The following is a 14,271-nucleotide window of genomic DNA, read 5'->3' as shown; positions in this document are numbered from 1 at the left end:
TCCGGGCAAAGCGGGTGGGGAGGGTCATGCCGTCAAGGTAAGCGGCGCCGGCGGATTCCGCCAGCGGCGAGCCACTCGTTCGATCGGAGAGCGCCGGCCGAACCGTCGCTCACTCCGAGTCGGCGGTGGCGGCCTTGCTCGCCTTCGGCTTCGCTGCGGCCTTCCCGGTACTCTTGGTGGTGGTCTTGGACGCGGCCTTCGCGGTTCCCTTGGCCGCCTTGGCCGAGCCCTTGACGCCGGTTTTCGAGCCCGCCTTCTTGCCCGCCGCCTTGCCGGCGGCGCGCTTGGTCGCGGCCTCGCTGCCGGCGTCGTCGCCCTCGGCCTTGGCCGCCTTCTTCGCCCGGGCGGGGGCCTTGCGCTTCGCCCCGCCGGTCTTTTCCGCCCGCGCGGCGATCAGCGCCACCGCCTCGTCGAGCGTGATGGTCTCCGGCGTCTTGTCCTTCGGCAGCGTCGCGTTGATGCCGTCGTGGCTGACATAGGGTCCGTAGCGGCCGGCCTTCACCACGATCGACCCGCCCTTTTCGGGATGGTCGCCGAGCGCGCGGCCGGGATCACCGCCGAACCGCCGGCCCTTTCCGCCCTTGGCGATCTTCTCCGCGAGCAGCGTCACCGCCCGGTTGAGGCCGATGGCAAGCACCTCGTCGCCCGGCTCGAGATTGGCGTAGGTCTTTCCGTGCTGCACATAGGCGCCGAACCGGCCGATGCCGGCGACGATCGGCTCGCCGTCCTCCGGATGCTTGCCGACCTCGCGCGGCAGCGACAACAGCCCGAGCGCCATGTCGAGGTCGACGGTGGAGGGATCGGTGCCCTTGGGCAAACCGGCGCGCTTCGGCTTGTCGCTGCCGTTCGCCTCGCCGAGCTGGAGATACGGGCCGAACCGGCCGTTCTTCAGCGTCACGTCGAGGCCGGTCTCCGGGTCCTGGCCGAGCACCTTGTCCTCGACCTCCGCGCCGCCGTCGGCGCCGAGCGAGAACGGCCGGGTGTAGCGGCACTCGGGATAGTTCGAGCAGCCGATGAAGGCGCCGTAGCGGCCGAGCTTGAGCGACAGGCGGCCGGTGCCGCAGGTGGTGCAGACCCGCGGATCGGTGCCGTCCTCGCGCGCCGGGAAGAGATGCGGCGCCAGCATCGCGTCGAGCGCGTCGATGACGTCGGAGATCTTGAGGTCCTTGATCTCCTCCACCGCGCCGGCAAAGCCGTGCCAGAAGCGGCGCATCAGCTCGTGCCACTCCATCTCGTTGTTGGAGACGCGGTCGAGCTGCTCCTCGAGATCGGCGGTGAAGTCGTACTCGACGTAGCGGGCGAAGAAGCTCTCCAGGAACGCCACGACGATGCGGCCGCGATCCTCCGGGATCAGCCGGCGCTTCTCGAGCCGCACATAGTTGCGGTCCTTGAGCACCTGGAGGATCGAGGCATAGGTCGACGGCCGGCCGATGCCGAGCTCCTCCATCCGCTTGACGAGCGAGGCTTCGGAGTAGCGCGGCGGCGGCTCGGTGAAGTGCTGCGTCACGTCGAGCGACTGCTTGGTCAAGGGCTCGCCGGTGCTCATCTGCGGCAGGCGGCGGCTCTCCTCGTCCTCGGCGGCCTCGTCCTGCCCTTCCTGGTAGAGCGCGAGGAAGCCGTCGAAGGTGATCACGCTGCCGGTCGCGCGCAGATCGAGCGTGCGGCCGCCGGCGTTCGCGGTGATGTCGACGGTGGTGCGCTCGAGCTCGGCCGATTCCATCTGGCTCGCCACCGCACGGACATAGATCAGCTCGTAGAGCTTTGCCTGGTCGGGCTCGAGCTTCTTCACGATGTCGCGCGGCCGGCGCGTCATCTCGGTCGGGCGGATCGCCTCGTGCGCCTCCTGGGCGTTCTTCGCCTTGGTCTGATAGTGGCGCGGCGAGGACGGCAGGTAGCGGTCGCCGTAGTCGGCGCGCACCACGCTACGGATCGCGCTGATCGCCTCCGGTGCCATCTGCACGCCGTCGGTTCGCATATAGGTGATCAGGCCGACCGTCTCGCCGCCGATGTCGATGCCCTCGTAGAGCCGCTGCGCAATTCGCATCGTGTGCGCCGGTGCGAAGCCGAGCTTGCGGCTCGCCTCCTGCTGCAGCGTCGAGGTGGTGAAGGGCGGCTGCGGGTTGCGCCGGGTCGGGCGAGCCTCGACGTTTGCCACGCTGTAGCGCGCGGCCTCGAGCGCCTGCTTGAAGGCATCGGCCTCTGCACCACTGCCGATGTCGAGCCGGGTGATCTTCTTGCCGTCGGCGCCGACCAGGCGGGCCTGGAAATTGTCGTGGCGCGGCGTCGCCAGCGTCGCCACCAGCGACCAGTATTCCTGGGTGACGAATTTCTCGATCTCGAGCTCGCGGTCGCACACGAGCCGCAGCGCCACCGACTGCACGCGGCCGGCCGACCGCGCGCCCGGCAGCTTTCGCCACAGCACCGGCGACAGCGTGAAGCCGACCAGATAGTCGAGCGCGCGGCGGGCGAGATAGGCGTCGACCAAGGCCTGGTCGATCACCCGCGGGTTCTTCATCGCCTCGGTGACGGCCTGCTTGGTGATCGCGTTGAACACCACCCGCTCGATCCGCTTGTCCGGCGACAGCGCGCGTTTCTCGCGCAACGCTTCGAGCAGGTGCCACGAGATCGCCTCGCCCTCGCGATCCGGGTCGGTGGCGAGAATGAGCTTGTCGGCCTTGGCGACCGCGCGGGCGATGTCGGCGATCCGCTTCTGCGCCTTGCCCTCCACCTCCCAGACCATCCGGAAGTCTGCCTCGGGATCGACCGAGCCGTCCTTGGGCGGCAGGTCGCGCACGTGCCCGAAGGAGGCGAGGACCTCGTAACCGTGGCCGAGATACTTGTTGATGGTCTTCGCCTTGGCCGGCGATTCGACGACGACGACGTTCATGAGGTGCCTTGCTTGGCCGGAAACCCGCGGGCCGGCGCGGCCCCGAAGGGAGCCGGCGTGCGCGCCCGGGGAAAATGGTTAAGCGGGGGGCAGGTGTCAAATCGGGGCTGGAGCGCGCCGGTAGTACACCTGCGATGCGTATCAAAAGTTGTGTTTATCTCCGCGGTCAATCCAGGATATCGTATTCCGGGTATTCGGAGACGTCGGCACCGTCCGGGTGCGCGGCGTGTCCGAGCGAAGGTGCACGATGCTCATGGCGGAGCGACCCCACGTCGACGACATCCCGGATGCGCATGCCGCGGCCGAGTACATCGCGGCCTTGTCGGCCGATCTCGGACGGATCGCCCGGCGTCACGGCCTGGCGACCCTCGGCTACATCCTCGACATGGCGCGCTGCGAGGCGGAGCAGGCGAGCGGTGTGCGCCCCGAAGGCGGGCGGGTCAACGGGAAGCCGCGCGGGGAGTGACCGCCCCGGGCGGCCGATATCGCCTCAGGCTACAGAAGCGTCGCCTGCAGGAGGGCGACGCGCCCGCCGCGCTGGCGGTCGAGCCGGCCGGCGAGCTCCAGCTCGAGCAGCGTCGTCAGCACGGTGTCGGGCGTCGCGCCGGACCAGCGGATGAGGTCGTCGACCGCGACCGGCGTCGGCCCCAGGAGTGCGGTGATGCCGTCGCGGGTGCCCGCATCGGGCAGCCCGTCGGGGCCGGCGTCGGGCAGCGCGATCGGCCGAGGCTCGTCGAGCGGGACGTCGCGCGGTCGGTCGAACGGCCGGCCGACCATCGGCTCGAGCACGGCGATCACGTCGGCCGCGCGGGTCACCAGGGTGGCGCCCTGCTTGAGCAGGTCGTTGCTGCCCTCGGTGCGCGGATCGAGCGGGAAGCCGGGTACCGAAAACACCTCGCGGCCGTATTCGAGGGCGCGGCGGGCGGTGATCAGCGAGCCGGAGCGGCGCGCCGCCTCGACCACCACCACGCCGAGCGCGAGGCCGGCGATGATCCGGTTGCGGCGGGGAAAGTCGCGCCCGCGCGGAATCCAGCCCATCGGCATTTCCGACACCACCGTGCCGGCGTCGGCGATCGCCTCCAACAGCTCGGCGTGCTCGGGCGGGTAGGGGCGGTCCTGCCCGCCGGCGAGCACCGCCACCGTGCCGCGGGCGAGGCTGCCGCGATGGGCGGCGCCGTCGATGCCGCGGGCGAGCCCCGACACCACGACGAACCCCGCCTCGCCGAGCGCGCGGGCGACCTTTTCGGCGAACATCAGCCCGGCCGCGGAGGCGTTGCGGGCGCCGACCATGCCGACCATCGGCTCGGCGAGCAGCGCCGGCGTGCCGCGCACCGCGAGGATCGGCGGCGGATCGTCGATCGCCTGCAGCGCGGTCGGGTATTCCGGCTCGCCGAGCGCGACGAGGGCGACGCCGAACCGCCGGGCGGCGGCGAATTCCCGCTCGGCCTCGGCGAGCGAGGCGACCGCGATCGGCCGCAGCGCGCCGCCGCGGCGGGCGAGCTCGGGCAGCGCCGCGAGCGCCGCCCGGGCGCCGCCGAACCGGTTGAGCAGCATCCGAAACGTGCGCGGACCGACATTCTCGCTGCGGATCAGCCGCAGCCAGTCGAGTTTTTGGTCGTCCGTGAGCCGCATCGGCACCCGCCCGCTTGGTTCGCGGGTGGTATCGTGACACGGTGTCGCGTATTTCGCGAGAGGGCGCCGACGTTCGCCTCAGCGGTCGTCCCAAGTGGCGGAGGCGGCGTCGACGAGCCGAATGCGGGCGAGCGACACCGCGTAGAGCGTGGTCTGCTCGAGCATCCGGGCGATCGTCTCGGCGGTCTCGCGCGGCATCGGCGGCAGCCGCTCGGCGGTCCCCGTCGCCTTCACGGCGGTCGGCGGCAGCAGCCGGGTCATGTCGAAATGCATGGTGAGGAACGGGCTCGGCGCCTTCAGCGCCAGCGGCACCGCGACCAGCGCCATCCAGCGCGCCTCCTTCGGCGCGTGGCAGGCATAGACCAGCGACAGATCGGGTCGCGCGCCGTCGACCACCTCGCCGAGCTTTCGGCGCAGATCGGGCGGGCAGACCGAGAAATAGTTCTTGCCCAGCTCGGCATCCGGGTCGGGCAGGCCGTTCTCGGCGGCGAAGGCGCGCCACGCCACGTCGACCTGGACGATGGTTCCGTCCGGTGCGACCAGCGCGGTGGTGATCGGTAGGTCACGCATGAAATCGGGGAAGAGAGCAGCGATCGTGTCGACGTCCCACATGGAGTCTCACCCTGCAATGCAACACGCTGCCGCGGTTCTCGGAAATGCGGCACACCGTACAGATTGCGCACGAGGTGATAATCCGGGCCTACGGACAGGTCGACTAGTCGAGTAATATTAGTCTCATTCATTGGTTGTAGCCAAAGCCGTGCCTTCCTACCGTGCGGCGCCGCCGCCGACGCCGGCACGACGTCGTCGCGATGCGCGCGGAATCCGGCCGTGGCGCGGCATCGGCGACGACGATTGCGTTTCGAAGGATGCGTCAGCCGGGGTCGGCGGATCGTGCGGCGGAGCCCTTGCCGATCTTGGTCTCGGTGCCGGCGATCAGACGCTTCAGGTTGCCGGCGTGCTTCGCCCAGGTGACCGCCGCCATCAGGGCGAACAGGAGCGCCGGGCCGTCGGCGCCGGTCGCCCACAACAGCAGCGGGCTCACCGTCGCGGCCGACAGGCCGGCGACCGAGGAGTAGCGGGTGAGGGCGGCGACCGCGAGCCAGGTGACGCCGAAGCCGGCCGCGATCGGCACCGAGAAGCCGAGGAGCACGCCGATGAAGGTGGCGACGCCCTTGCCGCCGCGGAATTTGAGCCACACCGGAAAGCAGTGGCCGAGAAAGGCGCCGAGCCCGGCGGCGAGGGCTGCGAGATCGAGGCCGCCGGCGAATGCCGGGTCGGGGCCGGGGCCGAGCCATTTCGCCAGCAGCACGGCGGCGGTGCCCTTCAGGAGGTCGCACAGCAGCGTGAGCGCGGCGATGCCCTTGCGGCCGGTGCGCAGCACGTTGGTCGCGCCGATATTGCCCGAGCCGATGGTGCGGATGTCGCCCGCCCCGGCGAGCCGGGTGAACAGGAGGCCGAACGGGATCGATCCGAGCAGATAGCCGGCCACAAGGGCGGCCACGGACCAGAGGGACCAGATCGTCATCGTGCGGGCCTCGACGCGGGGCGGTCCGGCGGAAAAAGCAGCACCGCCACGGACGGCCGGCAGTCCGCGCGGATTTGTCTGGTAGTCGCGGCGGACGGCGCCGCGGCGGCGTGAACCTACCCGCACACCACGCGCGCGGCAACGCACGCGGTGTCCTTCTCCACGCGTTCCGCGCGAAACCGCGCCCGAGCGGGGCGCTGATGTCGAAAAGGGCGGTCGGGACCTCTCGGTGCCCCGATGGCGGGACAGTGGGCTCGCGCCCGGCGAGCGCGCCTCACACCCACTCGAAGGCGGTGCGGCCGCCGACGATGGTGCGCACCACCCGGCCGGTGAGGCGGGCCTCGTCGAACGGCGAGTTCTTGCTCTTGGACTTCAAGTCCTCGCGGTCGAGCACCCAAGGCGCGTCGAGATCGAGCACGATCACGTCGGCCGGCGCGCCGGGCTTGAGGGTGCCGCCGGGCAGCCCCAGAAGCTCGGCCGGGCGGGTCGACATCGCCTTGAGCAGCGTCGTCAGCGGCACGTCGCCGGAATGGACGAGCCGCAAGCCCGCGACCAGCATGGTCTCGATGCCGATCGCGCCGGGCTCGGCCTCGGAGAACGGCAGCCGCTTGGTCTCGACGTCCTGCGGGTCGTGGTCGGACATCACGACGTCGATCAGCCCGGTGCGCAGCGCTTCGACCAAGGCCTTGCGGTCGTCCTCGCCGCGCAGCGGCGGCGACACCTTGCAGAAGGTGCGGTACCAGCCGACGTCCATCTCGTTGAGCGTGAGATGGTTGATCGAGGCCGAGGCGGTCACCGCCAGCCCCGCTTCTTTCGCGCGCGCGAGCACGGTCAGCGATTCCGCGCAGGTGAGGGAGGCCGCGTGGTAGCGCGACTGGGCGAGCTCGACGAGCCGTACGTCGCGCGCGAGCATGATGGTCTCGGCGGTGGTCGGGATGCCGAGAAGGCCGAGCCTCGCGGCGAACTCGCCCTCGTTCATCACGCCGTCGGCGACCAGATCGGGGTCCTCGGTGTGGTGGACGATCAGCGCATCGAAGTCGCGGGCATAGGTCAGCGCGCGGCGCATCAGATTGGCGTTGGTGACGCTCTTCGCGCCGTCGGTGAAGGCGACCGCGCCGGCGGCCTTGAGGAGGCCGATCTCGGTCATCTCCTTGCCCTCGAGCCGCTTGGTGAGGGCCGCCATCGGATGCACGCGGACGATCGCGGTGTCGCGGGCACGGCGCAGCACGAAGTCGACGGTGGCGGGTTCGTCGATCGGCGGATGGGTGTCGGGCTGGCAGATGATGGTGGTGACGCCGCCGGCCGCCGCCGCGTGGCTCGCCGAGGCGAAGGTTTCTCGGTGCTCGGCGCCGGGCTCGCCGATGAAGGCGCGCATGTCGATCAGGCCAGGCGCCACCACCTTGCCGGTGCAGTCGATCACCTCGGTGCCTTCCGGCACCCCGCCGGCACCGATTCCGCGCTTGATCTCGCGCACCGAACCGTCGGCGAGCAGCACGTCGGCGGGGAGATCGAGGTCGCGCGAGGGATCGATCACGCGGGCGTTGGTGAGCAGGATCGGGCGGCGTTCGGAAAGCATGTCAGATGGCCCCGGTACGGAGACGGGCGCCGCGCGCGGGCGCCCGTACCTCCTCAGGCATTCGGAAGGTTGCGCGACAGCGAGTCGAGGACCGCCATGCGCACCGCGACGCCCATCTCGACCTGCTCGCGGATCAGCGAGCGGGTGCCGTCGGCGACGGTGGAGTTGATCTCGACGCCGCGGTTCATCGGCCCGGGATGCATCACGAGCGCGTCCGGCTTGGCGTAGCCGAGCTTCTTCTCGTCCAGCCCGTAATAGGCGAAGTATTCCTGGGTCGAGGGGATGTAGGAGCCGCTCATCCGCTCGCGCTGCAGGCGCAGCATCATCACGATGTCGGCGTTGCGGAGGCCCTCGCGCATGTCGCGAAAAACCTCCACGCCGAACCGCTCGATGCCCGGCGGCAGCAGGGTCGAGGGGCCGATCACCCGCACCCGCGCATCGAGCGCGTTCAGCAGGATGATGTTGGAGCGGGCCACCCGCGAATGCAGGATGTCGCCGCAGATGGCGACGGTGAGCCCCTCGATGCGGCCCTTGTTGCGGCGCATGGTCAATGCGTCGAGCAGGGCCTGGGTCGGGTGCTCGTGCGCCCCGTCGCCGGCATTGACCACCGAGCAGCCGACCTTGTTGGCCAGGAGCCGCACCGCGCCGGAGGCGTGGTGCCGCACGACCAAGATGTCGGGGTGCATGGCGTTGAGCGTGATGGCGGTGTCGACCAGGGTCTCGCCCTTGCGGATCGAGGAGGCCTGGACGGCCATGTTCATCACGTCGGCGCCGAGGCGCTTGCCGGCGAGCTCGAAGGAGCTCTGGGTGCGGGTCGAGGCCTCGAAGAACAGGTTGATCTGCGTGCGTCCGCGTAGGGACGTCCGCTTCTTCTCGACCTGCCGGTTGAGCTCGACGAATTCTTCCGCGAGATCGAGGAGACCTACGATCTCCTCGCACGAGAGGCCTTCGATGCCCAGCAGATGACGCTGCCTGAGGACGAAGGCGGGTTTTGGAGCGACATTCATCGAAGCGCACCGTATAGGAGGGTTTGGTAGGAGCAGCAAGCGCCTCGTTCACGGCGCGGGGGATTGTCCCCAGCCGGCCGCACGGCTGCCGGCATCGGATTTGCCTTGCGGGGCGACGCCCGTGAAACGGTGTTCCGTTTTCCGGGGTCGGCCGCTTCTCGTCGACAGCGCGTTTTGTTTTCGAACGCACACCGGACGGCCGTCCGGTGGTAGCGTTCTCGGGCGACATTGCTTCGGGGTGACATTGCCATGGCCGAGACGGACCGTTTCAACCAATCGCCCGCCTTCGTGGACGTCGACCTCTACGAGACCGACCGGCCACTGCGCGAGGCGGTGGCGGCGAACGGGGTCGACAGCGAGGCGGAGACGCGGCTGCTCGCCGCGTTCGGCCGGCGCTGGGGGGCGGCCGAGATGGCCGACCACGCGCGGCTCGCCAACGAGAACCCGCCGCGCCTCGAGGCGTACGACGCCAAGGGGTTCCGCCGCGACCTCGTGGAGTACCACCCGTCCTATCATCATCTCCTCAAGGAGAGCGTCGGCGCCAGCCTGCACTCGTCGAGCTGGACGCCGGACGGGGGCCGCGCCGAGCCGCCCGCCAATGTCGCCCGCGCCGCCCGTTGCTACATGGTCGCTCAAGTGGAGAACGGCCATCTCTGCCCGATCATCACCACGCACGCGGCGGTGGCGCCGCTGACCGCCGGCAACGGCGCCGCGGCGGCGATGATCCGCAAGGTGGTGACCCGCCACTACGACCCGAGCTTCCGCCCCTGGGAGGAAAAATTCGGCATGACGCTCGGCATGGCCTTGACCGAGCGGCAGGCCGGCACCGACGTGCGGGTGGCGGTGACGCGGGCGGAGCCGTGCGAGGACGGCTTTTCGATCACCGGCCAGAAATGGTTCGTGTCGGCGCCGATGAGCGACGCCTTCGTGGTGCTGGCGCAGAGCGAGGCGGGGCCGTCGTGCTTCCTGGTGCCACGCTTCCGCCCGGACGGCGAGGTCAACGCGCTTCAATACGTGCGCACCAAGAACAAGCTCGGCAACCGCTCCAACGCCTCGGTCGAGATGGAGCTGCGCGGCGCCTTCGGCTGGCTGCTCGGCGAGGAGGGGCGGGGGGTGCGGCTCGCGATGGAGATGGTGCAGCTCGGCCGGCTCGACTGCGCGGTCTCCTCCGCCGGGCTGATGCGCGCCGCGCTCGACCGCGCGCTGCATCACGCCCGCCACCGCATCGTGTTCGGCAAGAATCTGATCGCCCAGCCGATGATGCGCGCGGTGCTGGCCGATCTCGCGCTCGACGTCGAGGCGGCGGTGGCGCTGGTGATGCGGCTCGCCCGCTCGCTCGATCTCGCCGCCGCCGACCCGCACGAGCGCCTGCGCGCCCGCCTGCTGACGCCGGTGGCGAAATATCAGGTTGCCAAGATCGCGCCGGCGCTGATCGCCGAGGCGATGGAGTGCCTCGGCGGCAACGGCTTCATCGAGGACGGCGTGCTGCCGCGCCTTTATCGCGAGGCGCCGGTCAATGCGATCTGGGAGGGCTCGGGCAACGTCGTCTGCCTCGACGTGCTGCGCATTCTCGCCCGCGAGCGCGAGGCGGTGCTCGGCGTGGTGGCGGCGCTGGCGGCGGAGGCGGGCGACCTCGCCGGCGCCGACGAGGCGGTGGCGGCGGTGCGCGAGGCGATCGACCATCCCGAGCCCGAGCGGGTGGCGCGGCGCGCGGTCGAGCGGCTGGCGCTGCTCGCCTGCGCCGCGGCGCTGCGAAGCGGCGGCTCGCCGGTCGCCGAGACCTTTGCCCGCACCCGCCTCGCCGGGCCCGCGACCTTCACCTACGGCACCCGGCCCCTGTCGATCGCCGAGATCGACCGCTTGCTCGAGCGCGTGCTGCCCGAGTGAGACGGGACGGCGCGGGCGCCGACGCCGCTCCGACCCGTGCTACTGCTGCAGCGCGAAAGTTCCTTGGTTTCGCTCGATAATTGATGCCGTCATCCAATTGTCGCGGAGCGGAACCGATCGCCGCGACGCCGGTTGAGGCGGCGAGGACCCCACGCAACGGTCCACCCGAGGACGCATCCCTCGACGGATGCCGCGTCTCCGGCCCAGCACGATCGGCGTTCGGCCGGCCAGGGCGAAGGGGACGAGCTCCCGGGTCATCCAGAGGAGTCGAACACGATGAACAAGACGATCCATTTCGCCATGGCCGCCGGTCTCGCAGGGGCGCTCGCGATGTCGCTCACCAGCCCGTCGGACGCGCAGCCGCGTCGCCAGAAGGTCGTCGTCCATCCGCATGCCGCCAGCGCGCAGTATCACCCCGGCTACCGCTCCGATTGGGGCAATCCGGTGCGTGGTGCCGGTCACGTCGCGGCGGGTGCGGTCGGTCTCGGTCTCGGCGTCGCCGGGGCCGCGGTGAACACCGGCCTCGGTGTTGCGGGTGCCGCGACCGGCCTCGCGCTGAGCCCGCTCACCGGCGGTTACACCAATCTCTATCGGCCGGCGTCGACCGGCTGGGGCTATCAGCCGGCCGGGTACGGCGCCTACGCGTCGGCTCCCGAATATGCCGGTGGCGGCTATGCGGCGGCGGGCGCCTATGACGGCATGCCGATGGCCGGCGGCTGCTGGGTGTCGACCAACATGAACAAGGGCTACGGCTATGTCGGCGCCTGCGGCACCCGCAAGAAGGACCAGGGCCTCGCCGACATCTCCGGCCAGTACGGCACCCAGGGCACCGTCCTGCCGTACTGATCCAGACGATCAGACCGATCGACCACTGAACGCGAAGGGCGGGCTCTTGGCCCGCCCTTCGTGCGTCGTGATGCCGCCTTCCCGGTTTCTTTTACCGCACCGACAGCACGAGGTCCGGCTCTGCGGCCGCGACGCGGGTGGCAGGCCGGGTGAGCCGCTCGGCGTGCAGCACGGCGAGCGTGAGCACCACCAGCGCCGTTCCCTGATGCAGCAACGCGAGCGGGATCGGCACGTGATGAAGCAGCGTCAGCACGCCGATGGCGATCTGCACGCCGATCGCCAGCACGATCGCCACCGCGCCGAGCCGGGCCCCGTCGCCGCGCCGCGTCGTGATCACGACGTCGATCAGATGGCCGAGCGCGACCAGCGCCAGCGTGTAGCCGACCATCCGGTGGGTGAACTGCACCGTCAGCGTGTTCTCGAAGAAGTTGGTCCAGGCCGGGCTCGCGAAGAAGAGATCGTGCGCGGGCGGGACGAAGCGGCCTTCCATCAGCGGCCAGGTGTCGAAGGCGAGCCCGGCCCGCAGGCCGGCGACCAGCGCACCGAAATAGATCTGCACGAGCGTCAGCGCCGCCATCACCACCGCGCCGACGCGCAGCCGAAGCGCCACCGCAGCGCCGCGCACGGCGCCGAGCCGCGACGCCGTCCACACCAGCACCGCATAGATCAGGCACGCCAGCGTGAGATGGAAGGCGAGCCGATAATGTGACACGGCGATGCCCTGGCCGAGTCCGGAGCTGACCATCCACCAGCCGACGCCCGCCTGCACCGCGCCGAGCGCAAAGATCGTCGCGAGCCCGCCGCGCAAACCCGGGCCGATCGCGCCGCGCCACAGGAACCACAGGAACGGTAGAAGGAACACGATGCCGACCAGCCGCGCGACGTTGCGGTGGCTCCACTCCCACAGATAGATCGTCTTGAACTCGCCGACGCTCATGCCGCGATTGAGCAGCTCGTATTGCGGGATGGTCTTGTACTTGTCGAACTCGGCCTGCCAGGCGGTGTCCGTGAGCGGCGGCAGCGCGCCGGTGATCGGCTTCCACTCGACGATCGACAGGCCCGACTCGGTGAGCCGCGTCGCGCCGCCGACGATCACCGTGGCGAACACCAGCGCCGCCACCAGCCAGAGCCACAGGCGGAGCGGACGGGTGTTTCTCTCGGGCACGGCGCGGTCCAACTTTTGCGACGGGACGACGGGGACTAGCGAGCGACGGGACGAGGGGACGATGGAGCCGAGGTCGTGGCGGCTCGGTCGCGGTCTTTCGCCGCCCGACCGCTTGCGCGAGCCCGCCCGGACCATATAGAGGTGGCCGGTCAACGGCAACGCTCAACCCGGATTTCGGCCATGGCCAGCGGCCGCCTGTTCGTCGGCATCCTGTGGATGCTCGCTCTGTTCTTCATTTGGGGATTTCTGGCGCTCGGCGCCGGATATTTCGTGCTCGCCTCGGAGAATTGGCTGGTGCGCGGCGCCTATTATGTGATCGCCGGGGTCGGCTGGCTGCCGTTCGCGATGCCGATCGTCGGCTACATGGCGCGCGGGCCGCGGCACTCCTGAGCGGCGTCCGTTCGTCGCGGTGCCGTCCGGCGCCGCGTCGGACGGGGTCACGCCACCCGCAGGCGGCGCAAGCCGTTCCACAGGGCGGTGCCGGCGCCCGACAGCAGCACGTCGATATAGCGCTCGCGCTGGAACTCGCCGTTGATCGAGATGCGCGGCAGCGCGGTCAGCGTCGTGCCGTGCTCGGGGAACAGCACGCCGGGGCGGGTGGTCACGGCGGTGCGGAAGCCGAGCTCGGCTGCGATCGCGAACTCGCGCGGGCCGGCGGCGGTGGCGTCACCATAGGGATAGGCGAGGTGGTGCGGCGTGCGGCCGAGCGCGGCCTCGAGCACGGCGCGGCCCATCCTCAGCTCGGAGCGGGCGACGGTGTCGCACGCCTTGGCGAGCATCACGTGATTGACCGTGTGGGCGCCGATCGTCACCAGCGGATCGGCGGCGATCTCGGACAGCTCCTCCCAGCTCATGCACAGCTCGTCGCAGATCGCGCCGACATCGACCCCGTAGCGGGTGGTCAGGTCGCGCACCGCGTCGAGCATGTCGTGGTCGCTCGGCATACCCCGCAGCCAGCGGTACAGGAGCTCGAAGGCGGCGAACTTCTCGCCGCGCGTGCCGCTCTCGATGCGGCAGTCGCGGCCGTTCATGGTGAGGGCGATGCTGGCGTTGCGCGCCACCACCGCCTCGAGCGCCGCCCACCACAGCTCGCCGAGCCGGTCGGGGAAGCTGGTCGGCACGTAGATCGCGAACGGGATGCCGTGCCGCTTGAGGATGGGATAGGCCCACTCCTTGTTGTCGCGATAACCGTCGTCGAAGGTGAAGGTGACGAAGCGGCGGCGGAAATCCTGCTCCTGCAGGCGGCGGCGCACCTCGTCCAGCGTGACGAAGTCGACGTCCTTGGCTTTCAGCCGGGCGATCACCGCCTCGAGAAAGGTCGGGGTGATCTCGAGCAGCCGGTTCGGCTGAAAGCCGTCGGAGCGCGCCGGCCGCACGTGGTGCAGCACCAGAATCGCACCGACGCCGCCGACGAACGGCTCCATCAGACGGTGGGCGCCGGAGAAGTACAGGGCCTCGAGGCCGGATCGGATGATGGCTCGCTTCAACTGGTACACGTCCTGCGTCCATCGGAATGCGGAGACACATCGCCTGGCGCATGATGTGCCGTGATCCCGGAGCCGCCAAGAGAACGAGAGAGGAACCCCGCCGTCCCGACACCGGCCGGGCGCCGATCGCGCATCGTCTGGAATCGCATGGCCGGCGCCGTCGGGGGCCGACGCTAGGCGGGCTTCGTTGAGATTCGGTTACGTGTAATACCGGATTCGGGTGATCAGTTCCGAGTGATGGATTTTGGCCACCAGT

Annotated in this window: 12 protein-coding genes; 4 read left to right on the top strand and 8 right to left on the bottom strand. The window is 70.1% G+C overall.

Going from position 1 to position 14,271, the window contains the following annotated elements; all coding sequences use genetic code 11:
- Window positions 1–109 precede the first annotated feature (109 nt).
- Window positions 110–2,887 carry a type I DNA topoisomerase gene (gene topA / locus A33M_RS07965; protein ID WP_008385546.1) on the bottom strand — a complete coding sequence of 926 codons (2,778 nt, stop codon included), beginning with the start codon at window positions 2,885–2,887 and terminating at the stop codon, window positions 110–112.
- Window positions 2,888–3,140: 253 nt separating this feature from the next.
- Between topA and A33M_RS07960 the strand changes: the two genes are divergently transcribed.
- Window positions 3,141–3,353, top strand: coding sequence for a hypothetical protein (locus A33M_RS07960; protein WP_157223377.1), 213 nt, complete (start codon window positions 3,141–3,143; stop codon window positions 3,351–3,353).
- 29 nt (window positions 3,354–3,382) lie between these two features.
- On the opposite strand, the gene dprA is transcribed toward A33M_RS07960, so the two are convergent.
- The 5 genes from dprA to A33M_RS07935 form a co-directional block, all read right to left on the bottom strand.
- Window positions 3,383–4,519, bottom strand: coding sequence for a DNA-processing protein DprA (gene dprA / locus A33M_RS07955; RefSeq protein WP_040619701.1), 1,137 nt, complete (start codon window positions 4,517–4,519; stop codon window positions 3,383–3,385).
- 78 nt (window positions 4,520–4,597) lie between these two features.
- Window positions 4,598–5,131 (bottom strand): hypothetical protein, encoded by a 534-nt coding sequence (locus A33M_RS07950; protein ID WP_008385541.1) that lies wholly within the window; start codon window positions 5,129–5,131, stop codon window positions 4,598–4,600.
- Between the two features lie 262 nt (window positions 5,132–5,393).
- Window positions 5,394–6,047 (bottom strand): glycerol-3-phosphate 1-O-acyltransferase PlsY, encoded by a 654-nt coding sequence (gene plsY, locus A33M_RS07945; RefSeq protein WP_040619700.1) that lies wholly within the window; start codon window positions 6,045–6,047, stop codon window positions 5,394–5,396.
- Window positions 6,048–6,321: 274 nt separating this feature from the next.
- Window positions 6,322–7,623 (bottom strand): dihydroorotase, encoded by a 1,302-nt coding sequence (locus tag A33M_RS07940; RefSeq protein ID WP_008385536.1) that lies wholly within the window; start codon window positions 7,621–7,623, stop codon window positions 6,322–6,324.
- A 53-nt stretch (window positions 7,624–7,676) separates the two neighbouring features.
- Window positions 7,677–8,630, bottom strand: coding sequence for an aspartate carbamoyltransferase catalytic subunit (locus tag A33M_RS07935; protein WP_008385534.1), 954 nt, complete (start codon window positions 8,628–8,630; stop codon window positions 7,677–7,679).
- Between the two features lie 249 nt (window positions 8,631–8,879).
- On the opposite strand from A33M_RS07935, the gene A33M_RS07930 reads away from it, so the two are divergent.
- Together A33M_RS07930 and A33M_RS22240 are read left to right on the top strand one after the other, a co-directional pair.
- Window positions 8,880–10,517 carry an acyl-CoA dehydrogenase family protein gene (locus A33M_RS07930; RefSeq protein ID WP_008385531.1) on the top strand — a complete coding sequence of 546 codons (1,638 nt, stop codon included), beginning with the start codon at window positions 8,880–8,882 and terminating at the stop codon, window positions 10,515–10,517.
- A gap of 276 nt (window positions 10,518–10,793) precedes the next feature.
- Window positions 10,794–11,363 (top strand): hypothetical protein, encoded by a 570-nt coding sequence (locus A33M_RS22240; protein ID WP_008385529.1) that lies wholly within the window; start codon window positions 10,794–10,796, stop codon window positions 11,361–11,363.
- 91 nt (window positions 11,364–11,454) lie between these two features.
- Here A33M_RS22240 and A33M_RS07920 read toward each other — a convergent pair whose 3' ends face one another.
- Complete coding sequence (locus A33M_RS07920) at window positions 11,455–12,528, bottom strand: COX15/CtaA family protein (protein WP_008385527.1); 1,074 nt, start codon at window positions 12,526–12,528, stop codon at window positions 11,455–11,457.
- A 180-nt stretch (window positions 12,529–12,708) separates the two neighbouring features.
- Between A33M_RS07920 and A33M_RS07915 the strand changes: the two genes are divergently transcribed.
- Window positions 12,709–12,918 (top strand): DUF2842 domain-containing protein, encoded by a 210-nt coding sequence (locus A33M_RS07915; RefSeq protein ID WP_008385525.1) that lies wholly within the window; start codon window positions 12,709–12,711, stop codon window positions 12,916–12,918.
- 47 nt (window positions 12,919–12,965) lie between these two features.
- On the opposite strand, the gene A33M_RS07910 is transcribed toward A33M_RS07915, so the two are convergent.
- Entirely contained in the window at window positions 12,966–14,024 is a 1,059-nt protein-coding gene (locus A33M_RS07910) for a polysaccharide deacetylase family protein (protein WP_008385523.1), read from the bottom strand.
- Window positions 14,025–14,271 lie beyond the last annotated feature (247 nt).

Source organism: Rhodovulum sp. PH10 (genome assembly GCF_000293785.1).
In the GTDB taxonomy this organism is placed as follows: domain Bacteria; phylum Pseudomonadota; class Alphaproteobacteria; order Rhizobiales; family Xanthobacteraceae; genus Rhodoplanes.
Note: the sequence above shows the minus strand (reverse complement) of the source record. Positions and strands in the feature narration are given on the sequence as shown.

Excerpts from the sequence above, each read along its gene's own strand:
- topA (WP_008385546.1), bottom strand. The coding sequence starts at position 2,887 with ATGAACGTCGTCGTCGTCGAATCGCCGGCCAAGGCGAAGACCATCAAC.
- A33M_RS07960 (WP_157223377.1), top strand. The coding sequence starts at position 3,141 with ATGGCGGAGCGACCCCACGTCGACGACATCCCGGATGCGCATGCCGCG.
- dprA (WP_040619701.1), bottom strand. The coding sequence starts at position 4,519 with ATGCGGCTCACGGACGACCAAAAACTCGACTGGCTGCGGCTGATCCGC.
- A33M_RS07950 (WP_008385541.1), bottom strand. The coding sequence starts at position 5,131 with ATGTGGGACGTCGACACGATCGCTGCTCTCTTCCCCGATTTCATGCGT.
- plsY (WP_040619700.1), bottom strand. The coding sequence starts at position 6,047 with ATGACGATCTGGTCCCTCTGGTCCGTGGCCGCCCTTGTGGCCGGCTAT.
- A33M_RS07940 (WP_008385536.1), bottom strand. The coding sequence starts at position 7,623 with ATGCTTTCCGAACGCCGCCCGATCCTGCTCACCAACGCCCGCGTGATC.
- A33M_RS07935 (WP_008385534.1), bottom strand. The coding sequence starts at position 8,630 with ATGAATGTCGCTCCAAAACCCGCCTTCGTCCTCAGGCAGCGTCATCTG.
- A33M_RS07930 (WP_008385531.1), top strand. The coding sequence starts at position 8,880 with ATGGCCGAGACGGACCGTTTCAACCAATCGCCCGCCTTCGTGGACGTC.
- A33M_RS22240 (WP_008385529.1), top strand. The coding sequence starts at position 10,794 with ATGAACAAGACGATCCATTTCGCCATGGCCGCCGGTCTCGCAGGGGCG.
- A33M_RS07915 (WP_008385525.1), top strand. The coding sequence starts at position 12,709 with ATGGCCAGCGGCCGCCTGTTCGTCGGCATCCTGTGGATGCTCGCTCTG.